General features: G+C 35.7%; 12 protein-coding genes and 2 tRNA genes. 12 read left to right on the top strand and 2 right to left on the bottom strand.

What is annotated here, in order from left to right:
* Positions 1 to 50: 50 nt before the first annotated feature.
* Entirely contained in the window at positions 51 to 1,178 is a 1,128-nt protein-coding gene (folK, locus tag J4050_RS10225; RefSeq protein ID WP_208154483.1) for a 2-amino-4-hydroxy-6-hydroxymethyldihydropteridine diphosphokinase, read from the top strand.
* 71 nt (positions 1,179 to 1,249) lie between these two features.
* Complete coding sequence (locus tag J4050_RS10220) at positions 1,250 to 1,675, top strand: hypothetical protein (protein WP_208154482.1); 426 nt, start codon at positions 1,250 to 1,252, stop codon at positions 1,673 to 1,675.
* A gap of 242 nt (positions 1,676 to 1,917) precedes the next feature.
* Here J4050_RS10220 and J4050_RS10215 read toward each other — a convergent pair whose 3' ends face one another.
* Together J4050_RS10215 and J4050_RS10210 are read right to left on the bottom strand one after the other, a co-directional pair.
* Entirely contained in the window at positions 1,918 to 2,535 is a 618-nt protein-coding gene (locus J4050_RS10215) for a class I SAM-dependent methyltransferase (protein WP_208154481.1), read from the bottom strand.
* A 162-nt stretch (positions 2,536 to 2,697) separates the two neighbouring features.
* A complete protein-coding gene (locus J4050_RS10210) occupies positions 2,698 to 3,237 on the bottom strand; it encodes an RNA methyltransferase (RefSeq protein ID WP_208154480.1) in 540 nt (179 codons plus the stop codon).
* Positions 3,238 to 3,453: 216 nt separating this feature from the next.
* On the opposite strand from J4050_RS10210, the gene mutS reads away from it, so the two are divergent.
* The 10 genes from mutS (at position 3,454) to J4050_RS10160 (ending at position 20,935) form a co-directional block, all read left to right on the top strand.
* Positions 3,454 to 6,066, top strand: coding sequence for a DNA mismatch repair protein MutS (mutS, locus tag J4050_RS10205; protein ID WP_208154479.1), 2,613 nt, complete (start codon positions 3,454 to 3,456; stop codon positions 6,064 to 6,066).
* A 92-nt stretch (positions 6,067 to 6,158) separates the two neighbouring features.
* Positions 6,159 to 6,230 (top strand) — tRNA-Gly (locus J4050_RS10200).
* Between the two features lie 42 nt (positions 6,231 to 6,272).
* Positions 6,273 to 6,357 (top strand) — tRNA-Leu (locus tag J4050_RS10195).
* Between the two features lie 255 nt (positions 6,358 to 6,612).
* Positions 6,613 to 9,408: a helix-turn-helix and ligand-binding sensor domain-containing protein gene (locus J4050_RS10190; protein WP_208154478.1), complete on the top strand. Its 2,796-nt coding sequence runs from the start codon at positions 6,613 to 6,615 to the stop codon at positions 9,406 to 9,408.
* A gap of 245 nt (positions 9,409 to 9,653) precedes the next feature.
* Positions 9,654 to 12,827 (top strand): glycoside hydrolase family protein, encoded by a 3,174-nt coding sequence (locus J4050_RS10185; RefSeq protein ID WP_208154477.1) that lies wholly within the window; start codon positions 9,654 to 9,656, stop codon positions 12,825 to 12,827.
* An 11-nt stretch (positions 12,828 to 12,838) separates the two neighbouring features.
* Positions 12,839 to 14,341, top strand: a complete 1,503-nt coding sequence (locus J4050_RS10180; protein WP_208154476.1) for an immunoglobulin-like domain-containing protein — start codon at positions 12,839 to 12,841, stop codon at positions 14,339 to 14,341.
* Positions 14,342 to 14,371: 30 nt separating this feature from the next.
* Complete coding sequence (locus tag J4050_RS10175) at positions 14,372 to 15,238, top strand: glycoside hydrolase family 16 protein (protein ID WP_208154475.1); 867 nt, start codon at positions 14,372 to 14,374, stop codon at positions 15,236 to 15,238.
* Positions 15,239 to 15,253: 15 nt separating this feature from the next.
* A complete protein-coding gene (locus tag J4050_RS10170) occupies positions 15,254 to 16,075 on the top strand; it encodes a PKD domain-containing protein (protein ID WP_208154474.1) in 822 nt (273 codons plus the stop codon).
* Between the two features lie 102 nt (positions 16,076 to 16,177).
* Positions 16,178 to 19,636 carry a 1,3-beta-D-glucan phosphorylase, GH149 family gene (locus J4050_RS10165; protein WP_208154473.1) on the top strand — a complete coding sequence of 1,153 codons (3,459 nt, stop codon included), beginning with the start codon at positions 16,178 to 16,180 and terminating at the stop codon, positions 19,634 to 19,636.
* Positions 19,637 to 19,726: 90 nt separating this feature from the next.
* Complete coding sequence (locus J4050_RS10160) at positions 19,727 to 20,935, top strand: glycosyl hydrolase family 17 protein (protein ID WP_208154516.1); 1,209 nt, start codon at positions 19,727 to 19,729, stop codon at positions 20,933 to 20,935.
* The last annotated feature ends 13 nt before the right edge of the window (positions 20,936 to 20,948 follow it).

Raw genomic sequence — 20,948 nt, 5'->3', positions numbered from 1 at the left:
AGGTATAAAGATAATCTATTAAAAATTGTTTTAGTTATTTTGATCTTTAAATGAAGTCAAATAGAATCGTATATATAGCCTTAGGGAGCAATAGGGGAAATAAGTTCCAGTTTTTACAAAATGCGATTGATGCAGTCTTCAAGACTATTGGCCCAATAAAAAAAATATCTAAGGTTTACAAAACACCAGCACTTGGTTTTGAAGGTGAAGACTTTTTTAATGCTGTCATTAAAATTGAAACGCCATTATCGGCGAAAAACATTTTAAAGATGCTTCAGAAAATAGAAAAGCGATTAGGAAGAGCCCAAAAAACTAAAAGCGGTTATGAGTCTCGAGAAATTGATTTAGATATTTTGTTCTATGGAGATGAGATCATAAAGCAAGATGCTTTAATTGTGCCACATCCAGAGATGCAGAACCGCAAATTTGTTCTTCAACCTTTATGCGATATTGCTTCAGACCATATTCATCCAGAGTTAAACTTATCTTGTGCACAATTGTTTGAAGCATGCAACGATAGCTCCGCTATTGAGCCACTGAAAATATGGCTGAAAAACCCTAAAAAGCAATACAACTTTTCAAGTTATAATTACATTGCAATAGAAGGAAATATTGGAGCAGGTAAAACAAGCTTAGCAACCAAAATTTCTGAAGATTTTAATGCGAAGTTGATATTAGAGCGTTTTGCAGATAATCCATTTCTTCCTAAATTTTATAAAGAACCAGAACGATATGCCTTTACTTTGGAAATGTCTTTTTTAGCAGACAGGTACCAACAGATTTCAGACGATTTATCTCAACTGGATTTGTTCAAGGATTTTATGGTGAGTGATTACGATGTGCATAAATCCTTAATTTTTTCGAAAGTAACCTTACCAGACGATGAGTTTAGGCTGTACAGGAAATTGTTTTACCAAGTCTATAAAGACATTGCTAGACCAGATCTCTATATATACTTGTACCAAAACACAGAAAGACTGCAACAAAACATAAAAAAGCGCGGCCGTCAATATGAGAAGGAGATTGAAGATGATTATCTCGAAAAAATCAATTCTGGGTATCTCAATTTTTTAAGGAATCAAGAGAATTTGAACGTTAAAATTATTGATATTTCAGATCGAGATTTTGTGAAGAATCGTGAAGATTATTTGTGGGTGCTAAGTAAACTGAACAGTTAGGCATTGTAGGGGAATTTTTTTTAACTTCGATCCTTGTTAAGTATATTGAACAACTTTAAAAACAATCCATTATGAAAAAAATTACTTTATTACTTCTATTAGTATTTGCGACAACGCGAATGTTTAGTCAAGCAAGAACCGAATTGAATTTTGGTATTATTGGTGCTAACTACGAAATTCCCGTAAGTGAAGATGTTACCATCGCTCCTTTTGCAGGAACAAACTTCGATATCGATTGGCTAATATTAGGGGTGAAAGCAAATTATTATTTCGATAATTTACTCGAATTAGATGACGATGCCTGGGATGTTTATGGTGGCGCTGGTGCTGGTTATGCCTATTATAATGGCAATAGGAATAAAGATAATGATTTAGATATTGGACTACATGTTGGAGGGCGATGGTTTTGGAATGATAAATGGGGAATTTATTTGGAATTTGGAGGAGGAAATACTCAAGGTGCAACAGGTGGCCTTGGGCTTACAGTGAAACTGTAATAAAACACATTACTAATTACGGGTCGCTTAGGTAACTTACTTAAGCGACTTTTTTTTAGTATAAATGTGCTCGCCTAATTTTAAAAAATAGTTGAATTTCAGTCGTTATGTATAACCAAACCATTTATAGGTTTTTGGTCAAATTCAATTAGAGCTGCGTCAATAGCGCTAATCTCATAATATATTATATCACAGACCTTTAGCTTTAGCGTTAAATTAACAAAATGATTACAGAAAAGCGTTTAAAAACATTTGTATATTCTTGTTACAATATAATCTTTATTGGATTCTAGAACAATATTTAGATGCATCACTTCTTCTTTAATTTTTAAATTAAAGGGTGGTGCTAAAATATCAACACCGCTGTTATGCTTCAATCTAATGCTTTGTCCTGTAATTATGTCCTTGTTCGGTTCAAAATTGCCGAGAGGCAAGTGCTCGGTTAGTACTATATATTTGAAGTCAATAAGCTTATTTACGATCATCTTGATTTCTTCATTAGACAAGTGCTGCAACACCTGTCTCAAGATAACACAATCAGCCCTTGGCAATTGATGAGTAGCAATATTTAGGCATTCAAATTCTATATTGTCCGCCATAAAAAGACCCTTGTTTCTTTCAATTAGCGCATCTACAATATCTATACCAATATATTTTGAAGTGAATGGAGCGAGTTGTTTTCCGATATTAAAATCCCCACAGCCCAAATCGCAAACAGTTAAGGCGTTATTATGAGAACTCAAAAAAGCAACAACCGAATCTAAATAGGGATTTACAATTTTTGAATTGTGTGACCCTTCACCAGAATAAAAGTCAAAATCGTTTCCGCCCCAGAAATGCTTTTCATATATCTGTGTCATAACCGCTTTGGTTGGCCAAGGTGTTTTTGATTTTTCGATGTTTTCTTTTATTAGAACTTTTTATTCCGGATTCTCAAACGATTGAGGCATCTCGTGTAATTTTATAAAAGAAAATTATGAGATTTCTCCTCTATCGCTCGAAATAATATAAATGAATATTTTCTAACGACTAACTACTAACTTTGAAAACACATCCCAAATTACAACACCAGCGCTTACAGAAATATTTAACGAATGTTTAGTGCCAAATTGCGGAATTTCAATCACCAAATCACTTGCGTCAACTACTTTTTGAGATACACCTTTCACCTCATTACCAAATACAAAAGCATATTTAGTGTTGGGCTGAGGTTTAAAATCATAAAGCATTGTGGCTTCTTTGGCTTGTTCAATCGAGCAAATTTGTACATTTTCAGACTTCAATTTATCAACAATGTCCGTTGTATTTTCAAAGTATTGCCAATCTACAGTTTCGGTGCTGCCAAGGGCAGTTTTGCGTATGTCATTATGAGGGGGTTGTGCTGTAATTCCACAAAGATAAATTTTCTCTATTAAAAACGCATCACTAGTTCTAAATACAGAACCAATATTGTTTAGGCTTCTAATATTGTCTAATACAATAATAATTGGCGACTTCTTGGCCTGTTTAAACTCTGAAACATCTAAACGTGCTAGTTCGCTATTTTTTAATTTTCTTGCCATTTTTCTTGTTGCTTCTAAAAAAGACTAGTTACCTCAAAGGTCACCTCGAGGGAATAATTCGTAGGAGTACCTATGAAGTGACCGCCTTTGTCAGTGAATTTAGCGGTATCATCTTTATTAACACCTGTAAATAACTTATAAGCTTTAGACTTCAATAAACCTCAAATTATAAGTAAATTAGCATTCTTACAATTTTAACAAAAATACTGAATTCTCTTGGCCAAAAAGGTAAAAAAAGAAACACCTTTAATGAAGCAATACAATGCTATTAAAGCAAAGTATCCTGATGCCTTATTATTATTTAGAGTAGGTGATTTCTACGAAACTTTTGGTAGCGATGCTGTTAAAGCCGCAAAGATTTTAGATATTATTTTAACAAAGCGAGGTGCTGGCAGTGAAAGTGAAACTGAACTCGCTGGTTTTCCGCACCATTCCTTAAATACCTATTTACCAAAATTAGTTAGAGCAGGTGAGCGCGTTGCGATTTGCGATCAACTTGAAGATCCAAAGCAAACCAAGAAAATCGTAAAACGCGGTGTCACGGAATTAGTGACACCGGGCGTGGCTTTGAATGATGATATATTACATTCAAAATCGAATAATTTTTTATGTGCGGTTCATTTCGATAAAAAATACATTGGTATTTCCTTTCTTGATATTTCTACAGGTGAGTTTTTAACCTCTCAAGGTGATGCTGAATATGTAGATAAATTGCTTCAGAATTTTAATCCTAGTGAAGTCTTAATTTCTAAGCATTGTCGAAAAGAATTTGCCGAGACTTTTGGAAATGATTTTCACACATTTTATCTGGAAGATTGGGTGTTTCAGGCAGATTATGCATATGAAATCTTAATTAAGCATTTTAATACCAAAACACTAAAGGGCTTTGGAATTGAAGATTTATACGAAGGTATTGTAGCCTCTGGTGCGGTGTTGCATTATTTAAGTGAAACACGTCATAATAGATTGGAGCACATTACTACAATCTCAAGAATTGCCGCGAATGATTATGTGTGGATGGATAAATTTACTATCCGAAACCTCGAGTTATATCATTCTACAAATGTAAATGCTGTGACACTCATCAATGTTATTGACAAGACTATTTCTGCAATGGGTGGACGTACCTTAAAGCGGTGGTTGGCCTTGCCTTTAAAACATGCCGATAAGATAAAACAGCGTCACGAGGTTGTGCAGTATTTGTTAGATAAGGATGTTGTACTTCAAAAGGTACAAGGGCAAATTAAACACATTGGAGATATAGAACGCTTAATATCTAAGATAGCTACAACAAAGGTGAGTCCGAGAGAAGTCATACAGCTTAAAAACTCTTTGGAGGCCATTGTGCCTATTAAGTCAATGGCTGGAGCCAGTGATAATGGTGCTTTAAAAGTGATAGGTGAAAACCTTAACAATTGCGATTTACTTAGAGAAAAGATTAAGCAAACTTTAAATGAAGAAGCACCTGTTAACGTCCTTAAAGGGAGCACTATTGCAGAAGGTTTTTCTCAAGAGCTAGATGAGCTTAGGGGTTTGTCCAAATCAGGAAAAGATTACTTAGATGCAATGTTGCAACGCGAAAGTGAACGCACAGGTATAACCTCCTTAAAGATTGCCTCAAACAATGTGTTTGGGTATTACATCGAAGTGCGTAATTCACATAAAGATAAAGTTCCGGAAGATTGGATTAGAAAGCAAACTTTAGTGAACGCTGAGAGATATATTACGGAAGAGCTCAAGGAATACGAAGCTAAAATTCTTGGTGCTGAAGAACGCATTTTAGCTATTGAGCAACAATTGTTCTCAGAGTTAGTGCTTTGGATGCATCAGTTTATTATTAAAGTACAACAGAATGCACAATTGATTGGACAATTGGATTGTCTTTGTGGATTTGCGAGTTTGGCAAAATCCAATAATTACAACTATCCACAGATTGATGACAGCTTTGAACTAGAAATTAAAGATGGACGTCATCCTGTTATAGAAAAACAATTGCCGCTTGGCGAAGCTTATATTGCCAATGACCTGAATCTCGATAGAGAAACGCAACAAATCATAATGATTACAGGGCCAAACATGTCTGGTAAGTCAGCTATTTTAAGGCAAACCGCTTTAATAGTGTTGCTGGCTCAGATTGGAAGTTTTGTACCAGCAAAAGAAGCGCGTATTGGCTTGGTAGATAAAATATTCACTCGTGTTGGTGCTAGTGATAATATATCTATGGGCGAATCCACTTTTATGGTAGAGATGAATGAAACGGCATCTATACTTAATAATATTTCAGAACGAAGCCTGGTATTATTGGACGAAATTGGTCGAGGCACAAGTACTTACGATGGTATATCTATCGCTTGGGCGATTAGCGAATATTTACACGAGCATCCTTCAAAACCTAAAACCTTATTCGCAACACATTACCACGAGCTGAATGAAATGAGTGAAACCTTTCCTCGAATTAAAAACTTCAATGTGGCGGTAAAAGAACTCAAAGACAATGTTCTTTTTGTACGCAAATTGGTGGAAGGCGGCAGTGAACACAGTTTTGGGATTCATGTGGCTAAAATGGCTGGTATGCCGCAACAAGTTATAAGACGAGCTAATAAAATCTTGTCTAAATTAGAAAAATCACATTCTAGCGAAGAACTTACAGATAAAGTGAAAACGCTTAAAGACGATGTGCAATTAAGCTTTTTTAACCTTGATGACCCCCTGCTTGAAGAGATAAAGGATGAAATACTCCACACTGATATCGATACCTTAACTCCAGTTGAAGCCTTAATGAAGCTCAATGAAATAAAACGAATGCTTGTAAAGAAGAAGCAAGCCTAAAATGCAATTTTTTATTTTAAAAAGTCTTTGCTTTTACTAGAAATAGTTTAAATTTGCAACCGCTTTTATAGCGATACGATTATTATACATAGGCGAAAGTAGCTCAGGGGTAGAGCATCACCTTGCCAAGGTGAGGGTCGCGGGTTCAAATCCCGTCTTTCGCTCGACAAAGTATTTTTTATAAAGCTACAGTTTGTAGCTTGGATGCTGAAGTGGTGGAATTGGTAGACACGTTGGACTTAAAATCCAATGGCCATTATGGCCGTGCGGGTTCAAGTCCCGCCTTCAGTACAAATGAAAAGCCGAAACGAAAGTTTCGGCTTTTTTTATTGTATTATCCTTGTAAAATAAGTCATTTGCTTTTATCGTTAAAGTAAAGCTATTGGTTTTTTAAATACCTCTACAATAGAAAAACTCACCACTACAAAAGTTGACCTATTCATTAATTTATATATATTAGCTACTTAACAATGATCGCTACGACTGATATTTTGTCTTTTGTAAATGTTCATTAAGAAATTTAGGTTTTAGGTGAAAAAGAAGTCAATGAAAAATGTCTGTCTGTCTATTCTACTAGTTTACGTCACCCTTGTTACCGCTCAAGAGATTCCGCCAATACAAGTTTTTACACCGCAAGAGTATAGTGCCGAAGATCAAAATTGGGCTATCTCTCAATCATCCGAAAAATTTATTTACCTAGCTAATAACAAAGGCCTCTTGGAGTATAATGGAGATGCTTGGAAACTATATAATTCCCCGAACGAGTCAATTATCCGTTCTGTATTAGCAACTGAGAGACTAATTTATACTGGTGCTTATATGGACTTTGGTTATTGGGAAAAGGACGAAACTAATAGGCTTCAGTACACCTCAATTGTTAAAGAGAATGCAGTGCCTGTTATAGAAGATGAGGAGTTTTGGGGCATACTAGAGGTAGATGGCTTTGTGATTTTTCAGTCTTTTGAAAGGATATATATCTTTAACACCCAGAATTCGTCATTTAAAATTATAGATGCTAGGAAAAGGATAAATAAAATATTTCAAGTTAATAGCGATATTTATTTTCATGAAATAGGTCTCGGTATATTTAGAATAGAAAATGGCAAAGCCATTATGGAGGTGCCATCTAATGCATTTGGATTCAATGAAATAATAAATATTTTTAATCAGCAAGGGAATCTTCTGCTTTTAACAAAAGATAATGGGTTACTTAAGTATTCAAATAAAGACCCACAAGAAAATAGTATTGGCGCTAATAGGCTCTTGAAGGAGAGAACAGTATACAGTGGTATAAAATTAGCTGACGGAACAATAATTATTGGTACAATCTCAAACGGAATTATTCAAATAAGTGAAGACGGTGAGTTGTTATTGGAAATCGACCAATTTAAAGGATTAAGTAACAATACGGTATTAGCTTTGTTTGAAGATATCGATGGTAATGTATGGTTAGGTTTGGACAATGGAATCAATGTAATTAATCTCAAATCACCTTTTAGGGTTTATACGGATAAGCTTGGTCAATTAGGAACAATATATACATCTATTGTAGTTGGAAATTACCTTTATTTAGGGACAAATCAAGGTTTGTTTTATAAGAAAAGAGATGATACTTCAGCATTTAAAATGGTAAGTGGCACTAATGGCCAAGTGTGGAGTTTAGATAGTATCGAGGGGATAGTACTTTGTGGTCATGATAATGGCACCTTTATTATTGAGAATGATAGCGCTAAATTAATATCTCGTATTAAAGGTACATGGGGAGTTAAGCAGATACCATCTAATACTAACTTATTATTACAAGGTAATTATAAAGGATTGCATATACTTGAGCGAAATGGAGGTTCGTGGGTATATAGAAATAAGTTAGAAGGATTTGATATTTCTTCAAGATATTTTGAGTTTACTAGTGACAGCGAAGTCTTGGTCAGCCATGAGTACAAAGGGATTTATCAAATAAAAATAGACCAAGGCCTTTTTAATGTTACCAATTATGAAAAACTGAATTTACCCGCAGGTATTAAATCGAGCATAACAACTTATGATGGTGAGGTTTTGTATGCTTTTGGTGAAGGGGTTTTTAAGTTCGATTCTGCTCAAAGAGATTTTAAAAAGGACTCGATATTTAGTAAAGAGTTGAGCAATAGTAAATATCTCTCAGGCAAACTAATTGCAGATAAAACCAAAAATAGACTTTGGGCATTTACAAAAAATGATATTGTATATATAGAGCCTGGCCAGATGACCCAAAAACCTGATTTAAATAGTATAGCCATTCCGGAAGATTTAAGAAAGAATAAAGCAGGATTTGAGAATATTCTTCACCTTAAAAATGAAAAATATTTAATTGGTACCACAACAGGGTATTTTATTTTAGACCTGGCCAAAATTGAAACGCCACAGAATGAAATAACATTCAACTCCATTGCTTCATACGTAGGTCAAAATCCAAAAAAATATCTGACAGTAAATGAAAGTCCTAAATTGTCAAACGCCCAGAACAACATCAGCTTTTCATACAGCGTGCCAATTTTCAATGAATATAGCCACAAACAATATCAATACAAACTTGTTGGTTTGTATGATAGTTGGAGCGATTGGTCTACAAGTCCAGAAGTGACATTTGAGAATTTACCATATGGCAACTATATATTTCAGGCAAGAGCTAAAGTAGGCAATACTGACACTATTAATACTTTGTCCTATCGCTTTTCAATTGACAAGCCGTGGTATTTAAAACCTTTAGCAATAGCATTCTATATAATGGCTTTTTTGCTTATCGGCTTTATTATGCATTATGCTAATAGGCAATATTATAAGAAACAGAAGAATAAACTGCTCCAAAAAAAGGAACAGGAACGTGAATTGGAGAAATTAGAGAATCAAAAGCAGCTGATGGAATTCAAAAATGAAAACCTTAAACTCGATATAGAAAATAAAAATCGCGAGCTCGGTATAGCTACAATGAATTTGGTTAAAAGAAATGAATTGCTAAACGACATTAAAACTGCATTGTCCAAAATCAAATCTATTGAAGAAACTAAAAAAGTAATAAGATTAATTAATAATAACCTTAATGATAGTAATGACTGGAAATTATTTGAAGAAGCCTTCAATAATGTAGATAAAGATTTTATGAAGCGTGTAAAAACATTACACCCTTCAATTACACCAAATGATTTAAGACTCTGTGCGTATTTAAGGTTGAACTTGTCTTCAAAGGAAATTGCACCTTTATTAAATATTTCTCATAAGAGTGTAGAAGTGAAGCGATATCGTTTGCGTAAGAAAATGGGATTGGATCATGATAAGAGCTTAACAAACTATATTTTAGAGCTGTAATTAGGTCTAAATCCCTATACATTACCACTACAATTCTAAATTTAACACTAAAATTTAACCATCGTTATTTTTTGCATAATCCTAAGAAATTCAGCGCCTTATTGCGAATTTGACAAAAAATCAGACTATTTTTTATTGTGTATGTTTTTTGTTGTGTAATAATATTGTGATAATTTTAAGATTCAATTTAGTTTTACATTTAAGCCTCACCATTAACTAACTTCAAATAATTAAAAACTAAAACTATGAGAAAACACCTATTTGCGCTAACTTTTATGTTCAGCCTTTCACTAGTTTTTTCCCAATCAAATGTTCGTGTGTCAAAAGATACTGACGGCAAGAAATTACTTGTTGATGGAAAAGAATTTATGATAAATGGTATGAACTGGGATTACATTCCAATCGGAACAAATACAGTAGATGCAAAATTCTGGGAAAAATCAGATGACATTATTAAGGCTGGCCTAGATATAGAAATGCCACTCTTAAAGAATATGGGAGTTAACGTAATACGCCAGTACACAGGTGTGCCAGCGAGATGGATCAAGTACATTTATGAGAATTACGGGATTTACACCATGCTCAACCATTCATTTGGGAGGTATGGATTGACCCTGAACGGTGTATGGACTCCGGTAACAATTTATGATGACCCAGTGACATCAGAGTTCTTGATGCAGGAAGTAACCCAATTAGCAGAGGAATATAAAGGTACACCAGGACTACTATTCTATTTACTCGGTAATGAGAATAATTATGGTTTGTTCTGGCAGGGTGCAGAGACGGAAGATTTTCCAGACGATGATCAACAAAAGCAATTCATTGGAGAAAAACGTGGTAGGCCCATGTATAAATTAATGAATGATGCCGCGAAAGCTATGAAGGCTATAGACCCAGATCGTCCTGTGGCTTTATGTAATGGGGATGTTTTATTCATAGATATAATTGCTGAGGAGTGTCCAGACATTGATATATATGGTACCAATACCTATAGGGGAGTTTCGTTTACGGATATGTTTGATACTGTAAAAGATAAACTAGATATGGCATTAGTATTTACGGAGTTTGGATCAGATTCATATAACGCTAAAGAAAATAAAGAAGACCAAAAAATGCAGGCCTATTACAATTTGGGGAATTGGAAAGAAATTTACCAAAATGCTGCAGGTTTAGGAAAATCCGGAATTTCAATAGGTGGATTCACTTTCCAATTCAGTGACGGATGGTGGAAATATGGTTTCGATGATAGAGAAAATGCAGACAGACATGATAACAATGCCTCTTGGACAAATGGTGGTTATTCCATTGATTTGGCACCAGGGCAAAATAATATGAATGAAGAGTGGTTTGGTATATGTGCTAAGGGACCAACAAATGAGAGAGGACTTTATGAGTTATATCCGAGAGCCTCTTACTATGCTTTAAAGGAAGCACACCAGCTTAACCCATATGATGACGGGATGACCGCAGATTTTGTTGAGAATTATTTCAACAACATTAATATCATGGATGCTGTGTTGAGGGCAAGAGGAGATAAGGCTGCACTGGCAGGAGGCGATTCTCAGATGTTAAGAATTAGTCAATTACAGGCAAAATTCACAACATTTAATACAGGGGGAACACTTATAAGTACTCCAGAAAATCCAGACCCTAACTCAACGTCATTTCCAAATCAATTAGGTTTCGATCATATGCAATCTTATTTCTTGGGTGTAGAAGGTAGTCCTGCAGAAAATGTTAGAGCTAACGTAGTGTTCAACTTTATTGGTAAAGTTGCACTTAACCCTATAGATGAAATATTTTACGAAAATAGAGCAAGAGTTATTACAGTGCCAACGAGCCAAGGCGATGTTACACTGCCAGATGTTAACAGATTAAATATCTATCAGGCAGAAGCAGAATGGAATGCCAAGGATTTTGACGTAAGAGCTTTCTACCGTACAGGACATTACCACTGGCAGTATGAAGGGGATTTCTTTGGATTTTACCCAGAAGCTAACTATGGTCCTAATTTAGATATTTATGGAGGGGAGATATTTGGAGCAGAAATTGATGGAAAAGGAGATTTAGAAGGTTTAAAAGCAGCCTTTGGTCCACAGCTTTGGTGGGGAGCAAACCCAACAATGTTATTTAAATACCGTAAGAAATTAGGTCACTATGACGTTGCTGCAATCTATCATAGAGACGTGGAAACAGAATTACGATTTGATGACACAGGACGTCGAGTTTTAGACCAAAATCAGGTGCGAAGTGGTATTATCCCAGCATGGCCTACAGAACGGGCGTCAATTGCCATTAATCGTGAGTTTGGTAAGTTTGGCGTAACGCTTGGTGGTATTTGGGCAGGTAGTCCATTAAACGGAAGTTCCTTCCAAGATGTTAAAGATGGGCAAGTATTTGTCGATAAAATAGAAGCCAACGATAATTTTGGAGGTAAGGTTAAGGTAACTTATGAAGGTGGTAAATTCAATTGGTATGGCCAAGGGGCAATAATGGGATTAGTTGCAAATGGGGGTTTTGATGCCACACAGACCTTTACGGGTTGGAAACTAAAAGATACAGGAAGCGGAAACCTAACTAATTTCTTAACTGGTTTTACGTACTCCGTTGATAATTTCCAAATAGCACCAAACTTTATGTGGCAAAAACCATTAGTGGATGCTATGCCGGATGGTGGTGCTGCGCCAGGACGATTAAGAAATGTTATCGACGATCCATTTGCTGTTAGGGATTGGAACCGAGAAACAACTGCAGGTGAAATTTTATTTACCTACGACCCTACTCCAGGTACGTGGATGTACCAATGGGACAACGACAGATCAGAAGACGCAAAATTTGCCATGAATCTTGGATTTGTGTATAGACACTTACCGACAACTATGGATGCACATATTGGTTTCTTAGCAACTCGTGAATTTTTTGCTTTCCCTAATTCGGTGCCAGCACAAGATTTATGGGAAGTACACTCAAGAATGGTTTCCAAATTATCACCAGATTTAGGAATAATTGGTAATTTCTACTATGGTAATGGACAGGCTAATGGTGATAGCGACCGAACAATTTACCGTTTTGGTGGTGATATCAGGGCTATTTATAAAAAGATGAAATTAGAAACACACGTTAAAATTAATGATTGGGGTCCTTTTGATTATCACAGGGATTTCAACTTAACGTTCCCTTTACAATTTATGATGGATATTTCTACGTCATTCGGTAAGCCAGATTGGTTTATTCTTCCAAACACAACGATTGGATTGAGAGGAACTTGGCGTTCATTAGACCAATTCTCCAACAGATATGCGCCGACTTTTGTACCGGCAAATACGTTTCCGCCAGTGCCTGCATTGAGCCCGGTAGGATTCCCTGACGGTTCGGAATGGGAGATAAGAACTTATATACACATTAATATTGGAAGATAAAAATAAAGCAAATGATGAAAAATATTAATTTAGTTAAAAGCAAAACAATAGTCCTCTTCGGATTATTAATAGTCTTCAATTTTGGTTGCGAACGCGACCTAACGGACCAAGCTGTGCCAGCAACTTTTCCCAATACCGCAGATATCTATACGGATAACCCTGTAGGTCTTACTGATGAGTTCTTTATTTCATTCGATCCTGCTGGTGGAGCAAATACCGGGGCATTTGATACCGACGATAATGAAGCCTATGAAGGGACTTCTTCGATTAGAATTGATGTACCAGCATCAAACGATCCAGATGGTAATTTTGTAGGTGGTATTTTTAAAGACCGTGGCGAAGGTAGAGATTTAACAGGTTATGATGCATTGACATTCTGGGCAAAAGGTTCTGTGACAGGGACTTTAAGTCAGGTCGGTTTTGGAACAGATTTTGAAGATGATAGATACCCTGCAAGCCGAAGTGATATCCAATTAACTACTAACTGGAAAAAGTATATAGTTCCAATTCCTGACCCTTCAAAATTAGTTCAAGAAAAGGGGATGTTTTTATTCTCAGCTGGTGGTTTTGATATTTTAGGAGATGGACCTAATGGAAATGAAATTGGGTGGATCTTCTGGTTAGATGAAATTAGATTCGAAAAATTAGGTACAAATTTAACAGTGGGTGCTGAGATTTTTGAAGGTCAAGAGATTATGCGTGACGAATTTATTGATACGGCTTTCGGTGTTTCTGGAGTTGCTCACACAGTAAATTTAGGATCAACAGGAGAAAATATCTCTATGAATCTATCAGCCGCATATTTTGATTATGAGTCATCTAATCCCTCCGTTGCTGATGTTAATGCAGATGGTGACGTTGAGGTAATTGGATTGTCTGGAACTACAACAATAACTGCTTCTCTTGAAGGTTTTGGGGCAAATGGATCATTAACAGTAACATCAAATGGAATATTTCCACATGCGCCCATACCGGCACAGAATGCAACTAATGTTGTTTCTCTGTTTAGTGATTCGTATACCAATGTGCCTGTGAGACATTATAATGGCTTCTTTTTGCCATTCCAGACCACCCAAGGGGGTGCTGGCGCAGACCCAAACAATGTTGATTTACAAGTGCCATATCCAGATGGTTCACCAGATAATATTATAAATTATACAGCACTTAATTTCGTAAGTATAGGAATGTACGAATCCGTACCTAATGTAGATGTAAGTGCAGCAACGCATTTACATGTTGATATTTTTGTGCGTGAGGATATTGAGCCAGGAGACTTTATTAGGTTAGAAATGGAAAGCGGTACCTTCTCTGGGCCAACGGCTAGCGGATCTTTTCTATTGAATTCCACAGCTTTAATGGATAATATGAATGAAGATGGATGGACAGTATTAGATATTCCATTATCAAGTTTCTCAGGAAATATTGATTTCACCAGTCTTGGACAGTTGTTCTTTATTTCAGATGGAACAATCTCCGATATTTGGGTAGACAACGTATATTATTATAACGAATAATTAAAAGACATTAAAAAATTGAAAGATAAGATGAAACAAAGAAAGTTTTTAAACACGATAATTGCCTTCTCCTTTTTGGTTGGTGGTACCTTATTGGTAACCAACTGTGAAGTAGATGAAACGCAGAAAGTAGCTAATTTAACCAATTTAGTAATGTCTGATGAGTTTGATGTCGACGGAGCTCCTGACCCAGATTTATGGGGATATGACCTTGGCGATGGTACAGCTCAAGGCCTTCCAGCAGGTTGGGGAAATAATGAGTTACAGGTTTATACAGATAGTCCAGATAATGTTAGTGTAGAGAATGGTCTTTTGGTCATAACTGCACGACAAGTAGGCGCGAACCAATATACCTCTGCAAGATTAACGACCCAAGTTAATTTTGACCAGCAATATGGTAGATTTGAAGCTAGAATGCGTCTTCCGTTAGGTAAAGGTATTTGGCCTGCCTTTTGGCTATTAGGTAACGATTGTGACGAAAATCCGTGGCCACAATGTGGTGAGATTGATGTAATGGAATACTTAGGCGATGCACCAACAGTAATTTTTGGGAGTGCTCATGGTCCAGGTTACAATGGTGGTGATTCAATCTCTAAGGAGTACGACCTTGGGAACGACCGTTTTGATACAGGATTTCATGTTTTTGGTATAGAATGGGGACCAGATTTTATCAATTACTATGTTGATGGGGATTTGTATCAGCAGATAACACCTGAAATAACGGCAGAAGAAGCTATAGAAAAAGATGGTATCACTAATCCAGGTGAGTGGGTTTTTAATCGTCCTTTTTATATTATAATGAATATTGCAGTGGGTGGTGATTTACCCGGTGCTCCAAATGCAGATACTGTATTTCCGCAAAGAATGTTTGTTGATTACGTTAGAGTTTATAACTAAAAAAATTAAAAGAGCATGATATTTTTAAAAAATAGAATCAATATACTGGGTGTTTTCTTAATGACCTTAGTAATAATTTCCTGTGAACCTAAGGAAGTTGTAGTACAAAGTAATTTGGAGGCCAGATTTGTAAGTACGGTAACGGGCTCAACTATAGAATTTATAAACGTATCAAATGATGCCCAAAGTTACTTGTGGGATTTTGATAACGGATTAACCACTACGATTTCTGATCCTACACAACAATTTGATAATGGAACGTATACCGTAAGATTAACGGCATTTGACAAAAACGGTAATTCAGCAATATTTGAGCAAACTTATGTCATTGACTGTGAAATTGACGAGAATATTGACCCAGCGAATGGCAATTTAAATTGGACATTCAAAACGTCTAATGCAAATACACTATTTGATGCTTTTGGTAATACTGGAGGAGGCATTGTTCAAAATCCTTTGGAAGATGCAGTAAACTCAAGTTGTAATGTGCATAGCTTCGAAAAAATTCCTGGATGTTTCACTTTTGCTGGGCTTGGTAAAGAACTAAATACGGCACTTGATTTTAATAATCCAGATGCGAGCAAAATATTTACCATGAAAGTTTTGGCAGAAACTCAGGTAACAGAAGTTACGTTAAGATTAGAGTTTATGCCTTTTCCTGATGTAAATCCTGCTTTTGATCGTGTAGCCACAATCACAGAAGTAGGGGAATGGCAAGAATTAACATTCGACTTTACTGGTGTAACAGGTACTTTTAAAAGTATGATTATTTATTTTGAAAGAAACGCACCCTGTGATGGAGACGTTTATTATTTTGATGATATCATACAACAGTAATTAATATAACTTAAAATTTCATTGCGGCTCTAACTTTATAATTAGAGCCGCAATTTTGGCTTTAGATTTTTAAATTAAGTTAAAAAGAATTAAAAGATAACAATGGCCGTTGACATAGAAGATTTAAAATCTGCTGAAAAGCAAGTAACTTTGGAAAAGGTTGGCATAAACAATCAGGACTTCTTCAAAATCTCCAACAGTGACGCAATGCGTCCATTTTTTATGAGTATTGTAAGTGATTCTAATCATTGGATGTTTATCTCAAGCAATGGAGGGCTAACTGCAGGCCGAAAAAATGCAGAATACTCAATATTCCCATATTATTCAGATGATAAAATTACCGAATCGGCGGAAATCACTGGAGCTAAATCAATCTTTCAGGTAACAAAAAGTGATAAGCAATATATTTGGGAACCCTTTTCAATTCGGTATCAAGATAAATATAAGGTAAGACGAAACTTGTATAAAAGTGTATATGGCAACGCTATAATATTTGAGGAGATAAATCTAGATTTAGAATTGTCCTTTAGATACGAGTGGTCATCTAGTAATTTGTATGGGTTTGTAAAAACGTCTAGATTACTAAACCATTCAGATGCTGATGTAGAAATTAACATACTAGATGGTATACAAAACGTTCTACCGTTTGGTGTTAGTAGTGCCCTCCAAAATGCAAGTAGTAATTTGGTGGATGCATATAAACGTACAGAATTAGTTAAAGGTTCAGGTATTGGCATCTTCGCCTTAAGCGCCATTATTGTAGATAAGGCCGAACCAAGTGAAGCTCTCAAAGCAAATGTTGCTTGGTCTCTTGGGCTTAAATCACCATCATATTTATTATCATCCCTTCAACTAGAGCGTTTTAGAGCTTTTAAATCCATACAACAAGAAACGGATATAAAGGCTGAGAAAGGCGCTTATTTTGTTAATGAGACGGTTAGTCTTTCTAAAGATGAAACTAAAGAATGGTGCCTTGTTACCAATGTAAACCAAGACCAATCAGATATTGTGAGCCTGTCAAAAGCTATAAAAGAGGATTCAGGTCTTTGGAAAAAAGTACAAGAAAACATTGCACTTGGTACAAAAAAACTGATCGCTCTTAATGCAGCATCAGATGGTATTCAGCTAACTTCAGATAATTTCAGAGATACAAGACATTTTTCCAATACCCTGTTTAATATAATGCGTGGTGGCATTTTTGATGATGGCTACACTATTGAAAAATGGGACTTTAAAAAGTATCTTAGGGATGCCAATAAAGATGTTGTGAAAAAGCACAATGATGTTATTGATGGTCTTGCGGAAAAAATTAGTCTTGCCAACTTAAAAGAGATTGCTAATGATTCCAGTGATCCAGATTTTAGTAGGTTGACTTTGGAGTATATGCCGCTAAAGTTTAGTAGAAGGCATGGCGACCCTAGTAGACCATGGAATAAATTTTCAATCAATACCAGAAGCGAAGTAGATGGTTCAAAAATTTTAGATTACGAAGGGAATTGGAGAGACATTTTTCAAAACTGGGAAGCTCTTGTGCACTCCTATCCAGAGTATATTGAGAATATGATTCATAAATTCTTGAACGCTTCCACTTTTGATGGTTATAACCCATACCGTGTTACAAAAGGTGGTTTTGACTGGGAAATTAGTGAGCCAGATGATCCTTGGTCGTACATTGGATATTGGGGAGACCATCAAATAATTTATTTACAAAAGTTCCTTGAGATTATTGAAAATCATCAACCAGGGAAATTATCCAGTTTCTTTACAAGAGATATTTTCGTTTACGCCAATGTGCCATACAGGATCAAATCGTATGAAAAGATATTACAAAATCCTAAGGATACTATAGAGTTTGACGATGAATTAGATAAAGAAATCAGGGCAAAAAGGAATAAATTAGGGGCTGATGGAGCTTTGTTGTGTACCAGTAATGGAGACATTGTTAGGGCAAATTTCATGGAGAAAATCCTCGCAACGACACTATCAAAATTATCAAATTTTGTTCCCGAAGCAGGAATTTGGATGAATACCCAACGTCCAGAATGGAACGATGCCAACAATGCCTTAGTGGGTAATGGTGTATCAATGGTGACCCTTTACTATTTAAGACGGTTTTTAAAATTCTTTGAAGGTGTGTTTAATGAGGCTTCGTCCGAGAAGGTTTCAGTATCGAAAGAGTTAGGCGAGTTTTTTAGTGCTATTAAATCCGCATTGATGTCAAATGAAGGACTCTTAGCTTCATCCATAAGTGATAAAGACAGAAAGTCCATAATGGACCTTTTAGGAGAAGCAGGAAGCACCTATAGATATCGTATTTATGAAAAAGCATTTACAGGAGATAAAACCACTATAAGTTTAACAGAACTAAAGGATTTTACAACATCAGCATTAAAGCATTTAGAACATGCTATTAAGGCTAACAAGCGTGAAGACAATATGTATCATGCTTACAATCTAATTACAGTTAATGAGGATAATTCTGTTTCGGTGTCTTATTTAGATGAAATGCTAGAGGGCCAAGTAGCGGTATTAAGTTCTGGATATTTATCTTCAAGTGAAAATTTAAAAGTGCTAGATGGATTAAAGCAAAGCAGTCTATTTAGACCAGACCAGTACAGTTATATTCTTTATCCAAATAAAGACCTTAAAGGCTTTATGGAGCGCAATATAATTCCTGATTCTGCTATAGAAGAATCCCAATTGTTTAAGCAGTTGTTAGAAGATGATAATCGTCAACTAATAAATAAAGATGTTAACGGAGAATACCATTTCAATGGTAATTTTAAAAATGCAGAAGATGTAAAAGTAGCCTTAAACAATCTTGAAGATGGTAAGTATGCCAGTTTAGCTAGTAAAGAAAGAACCAAAGTGCTAAGGATTTTTGAGGGTGTTTTTAATCATAAGGCATTCACAGGTCGGTCAGGAACCTTCTATGGATATGAAGGTTTAGGATCTATCTATTGGCACATGGTATCAAAACTACAATTGGCAGTTTTAGAATGTTGCTTAAAAGCTATAAGTGAAAATGAGGACGAAGTTGTTGTAGGTAAGCTTTTAGAGCATTATTATGAAATTAATGAAGGTATAGGTGTTCACAAATCACCTCAGCTTTATGGAGCATTTCCAACAGATCCTTATTCTCATACGCCTTATGGTAAGGGAGCGCAACAACCAGGAATGACTGGTCAAGTTAAAGAAGATATATTATCGAGGTTTGGTGAGCTTGGTGTTTTTGTCAATGATGGGCACCTTTATTTTGATCCCTGCATGCTACGAAGTGAAGAATTTTTGTCAGAATCAGAGCAATTCAATTATGTTGATGTTAACGGCCAACAAGCTTCAGTTCAGTTACAACCTAATCAATTAGCATTTACATATTGTCAAGTGCCTGTAATTTATGAGACATCAGACAACAAAGCATTAAGGATTAAATTAAAAACAGATTTAACCGAATCATCTAATGACCTTGTATTAAATAATGCATTAAGTTCTTCCTTATTTAATAGAAAAGGAGAGATTGAGTATATTAAGGTATTTATTGACAAGGGATATTTAAAATAAAATAATTCAAATCAAAAAAGATGTCGAAATAAGCTAACAGCTTTAGTTTTTATTGAGATGTCTTGTAAGTAAAGAAAAGACGCATAGTCTATAACCCAAATTAGTAAAGCATTGACAGCTAAAGACATATTAGGAAATCCAGATTATCAGGCCATTTCATATGGTGGTTATCGCGAAAAAACAAGGGATATCCAGCCTACTGTACCACAATTGAAGGAGGATTTAAAAATCTTATTTGCAATGGGTATAAAGGTGATTAGAACGTATAATGTTCAGCCTAAGTTACCTCATGCTTCTAATATTTTAAAAGCCATAAAGGAACTTAAAAAAGAAGATTCTAATTTCGAAATGTACGTGATGTTAGGGGCATGGATAGATTGCTTAAACGCATGGACAGAGAAAGAACCAAATCACGACGTTGAAAGCCCGAATAATGCTGGTGAAATTGATAGAGCTGTTGCATTAGCAAACGAGTATCCAGACATTGTCAAAATCATTGCTGTTGGTAATGAGGCGATGGTAAAATGGGCGACTTCTTATTACGTAAAGCCAGAGGTTATTTTAAAATGGGTAAACCATTTGCAAAGTTTAAAGAAAAACGGGAAGCTTTCCAAAGACCTTTGGATAACAAGTTCTGATGACTTTTCGTCGTGGGGAGGTGGTGATAGTCAATATCACGTCGAGGATTTAGACAAGTTAATTGAGGCTGTAGATTATATATCTATGCATACGTATCCATATCATAATTCTCATTATCATCCTCAGTTTTGGGCAGTGCCGGATGCGCATAAAAATATCCCAAATGCAACAAAAATAGAGATGACTATGGAGCGCTCAGTGCGTTTTTCTCAGGAGCAATACGAAGCTGTTAAGAGTTATGTTAAAAGATTAGGCGTTGATAAGCCAATTCATATTGGAGAAGCAGGTTGGGCAACCATTTCTAATGGACATTATGGCCCAAGTGGGTCTAGAGCTACGGACGAGTATAAACAAGGCTTATACTATAAACTAATGAGACGTTGGACCAATAGAGTTGGTATTACTTGCTTTTATTTTGAAGCTTTCAACGAACAATGGAAGGACTCACAAAATATCAATGGATCAGAAAATCATTTTGGTCTTTTTACAATAGACGGTAAAGCAAAGTATCCAATCTGGGATTTGGTAGATAAGGGTGTTTTTGAAGGCTTAACTAGAGATGGGAATCTTATAAGCAAAACTTATAATGGCGATAAAAATGAACTTTTAAAAGATGTTTTAGTCCCTCCTTTAGAGTTCGAAATATTTGCAGGCAGATAAAATATCTAGACAC

Origin of the sequence: Winogradskyella pelagia (genome assembly GCF_017581965.1) — a bacterium.
Taxonomy (GTDB): domain Bacteria; phylum Bacteroidota; class Bacteroidia; order Flavobacteriales; family Flavobacteriaceae; genus Winogradskyella; species Winogradskyella pelagia.
Note: the sequence above shows the minus strand (reverse complement) of the source record. Positions and strands in the feature narration are given on the sequence as shown.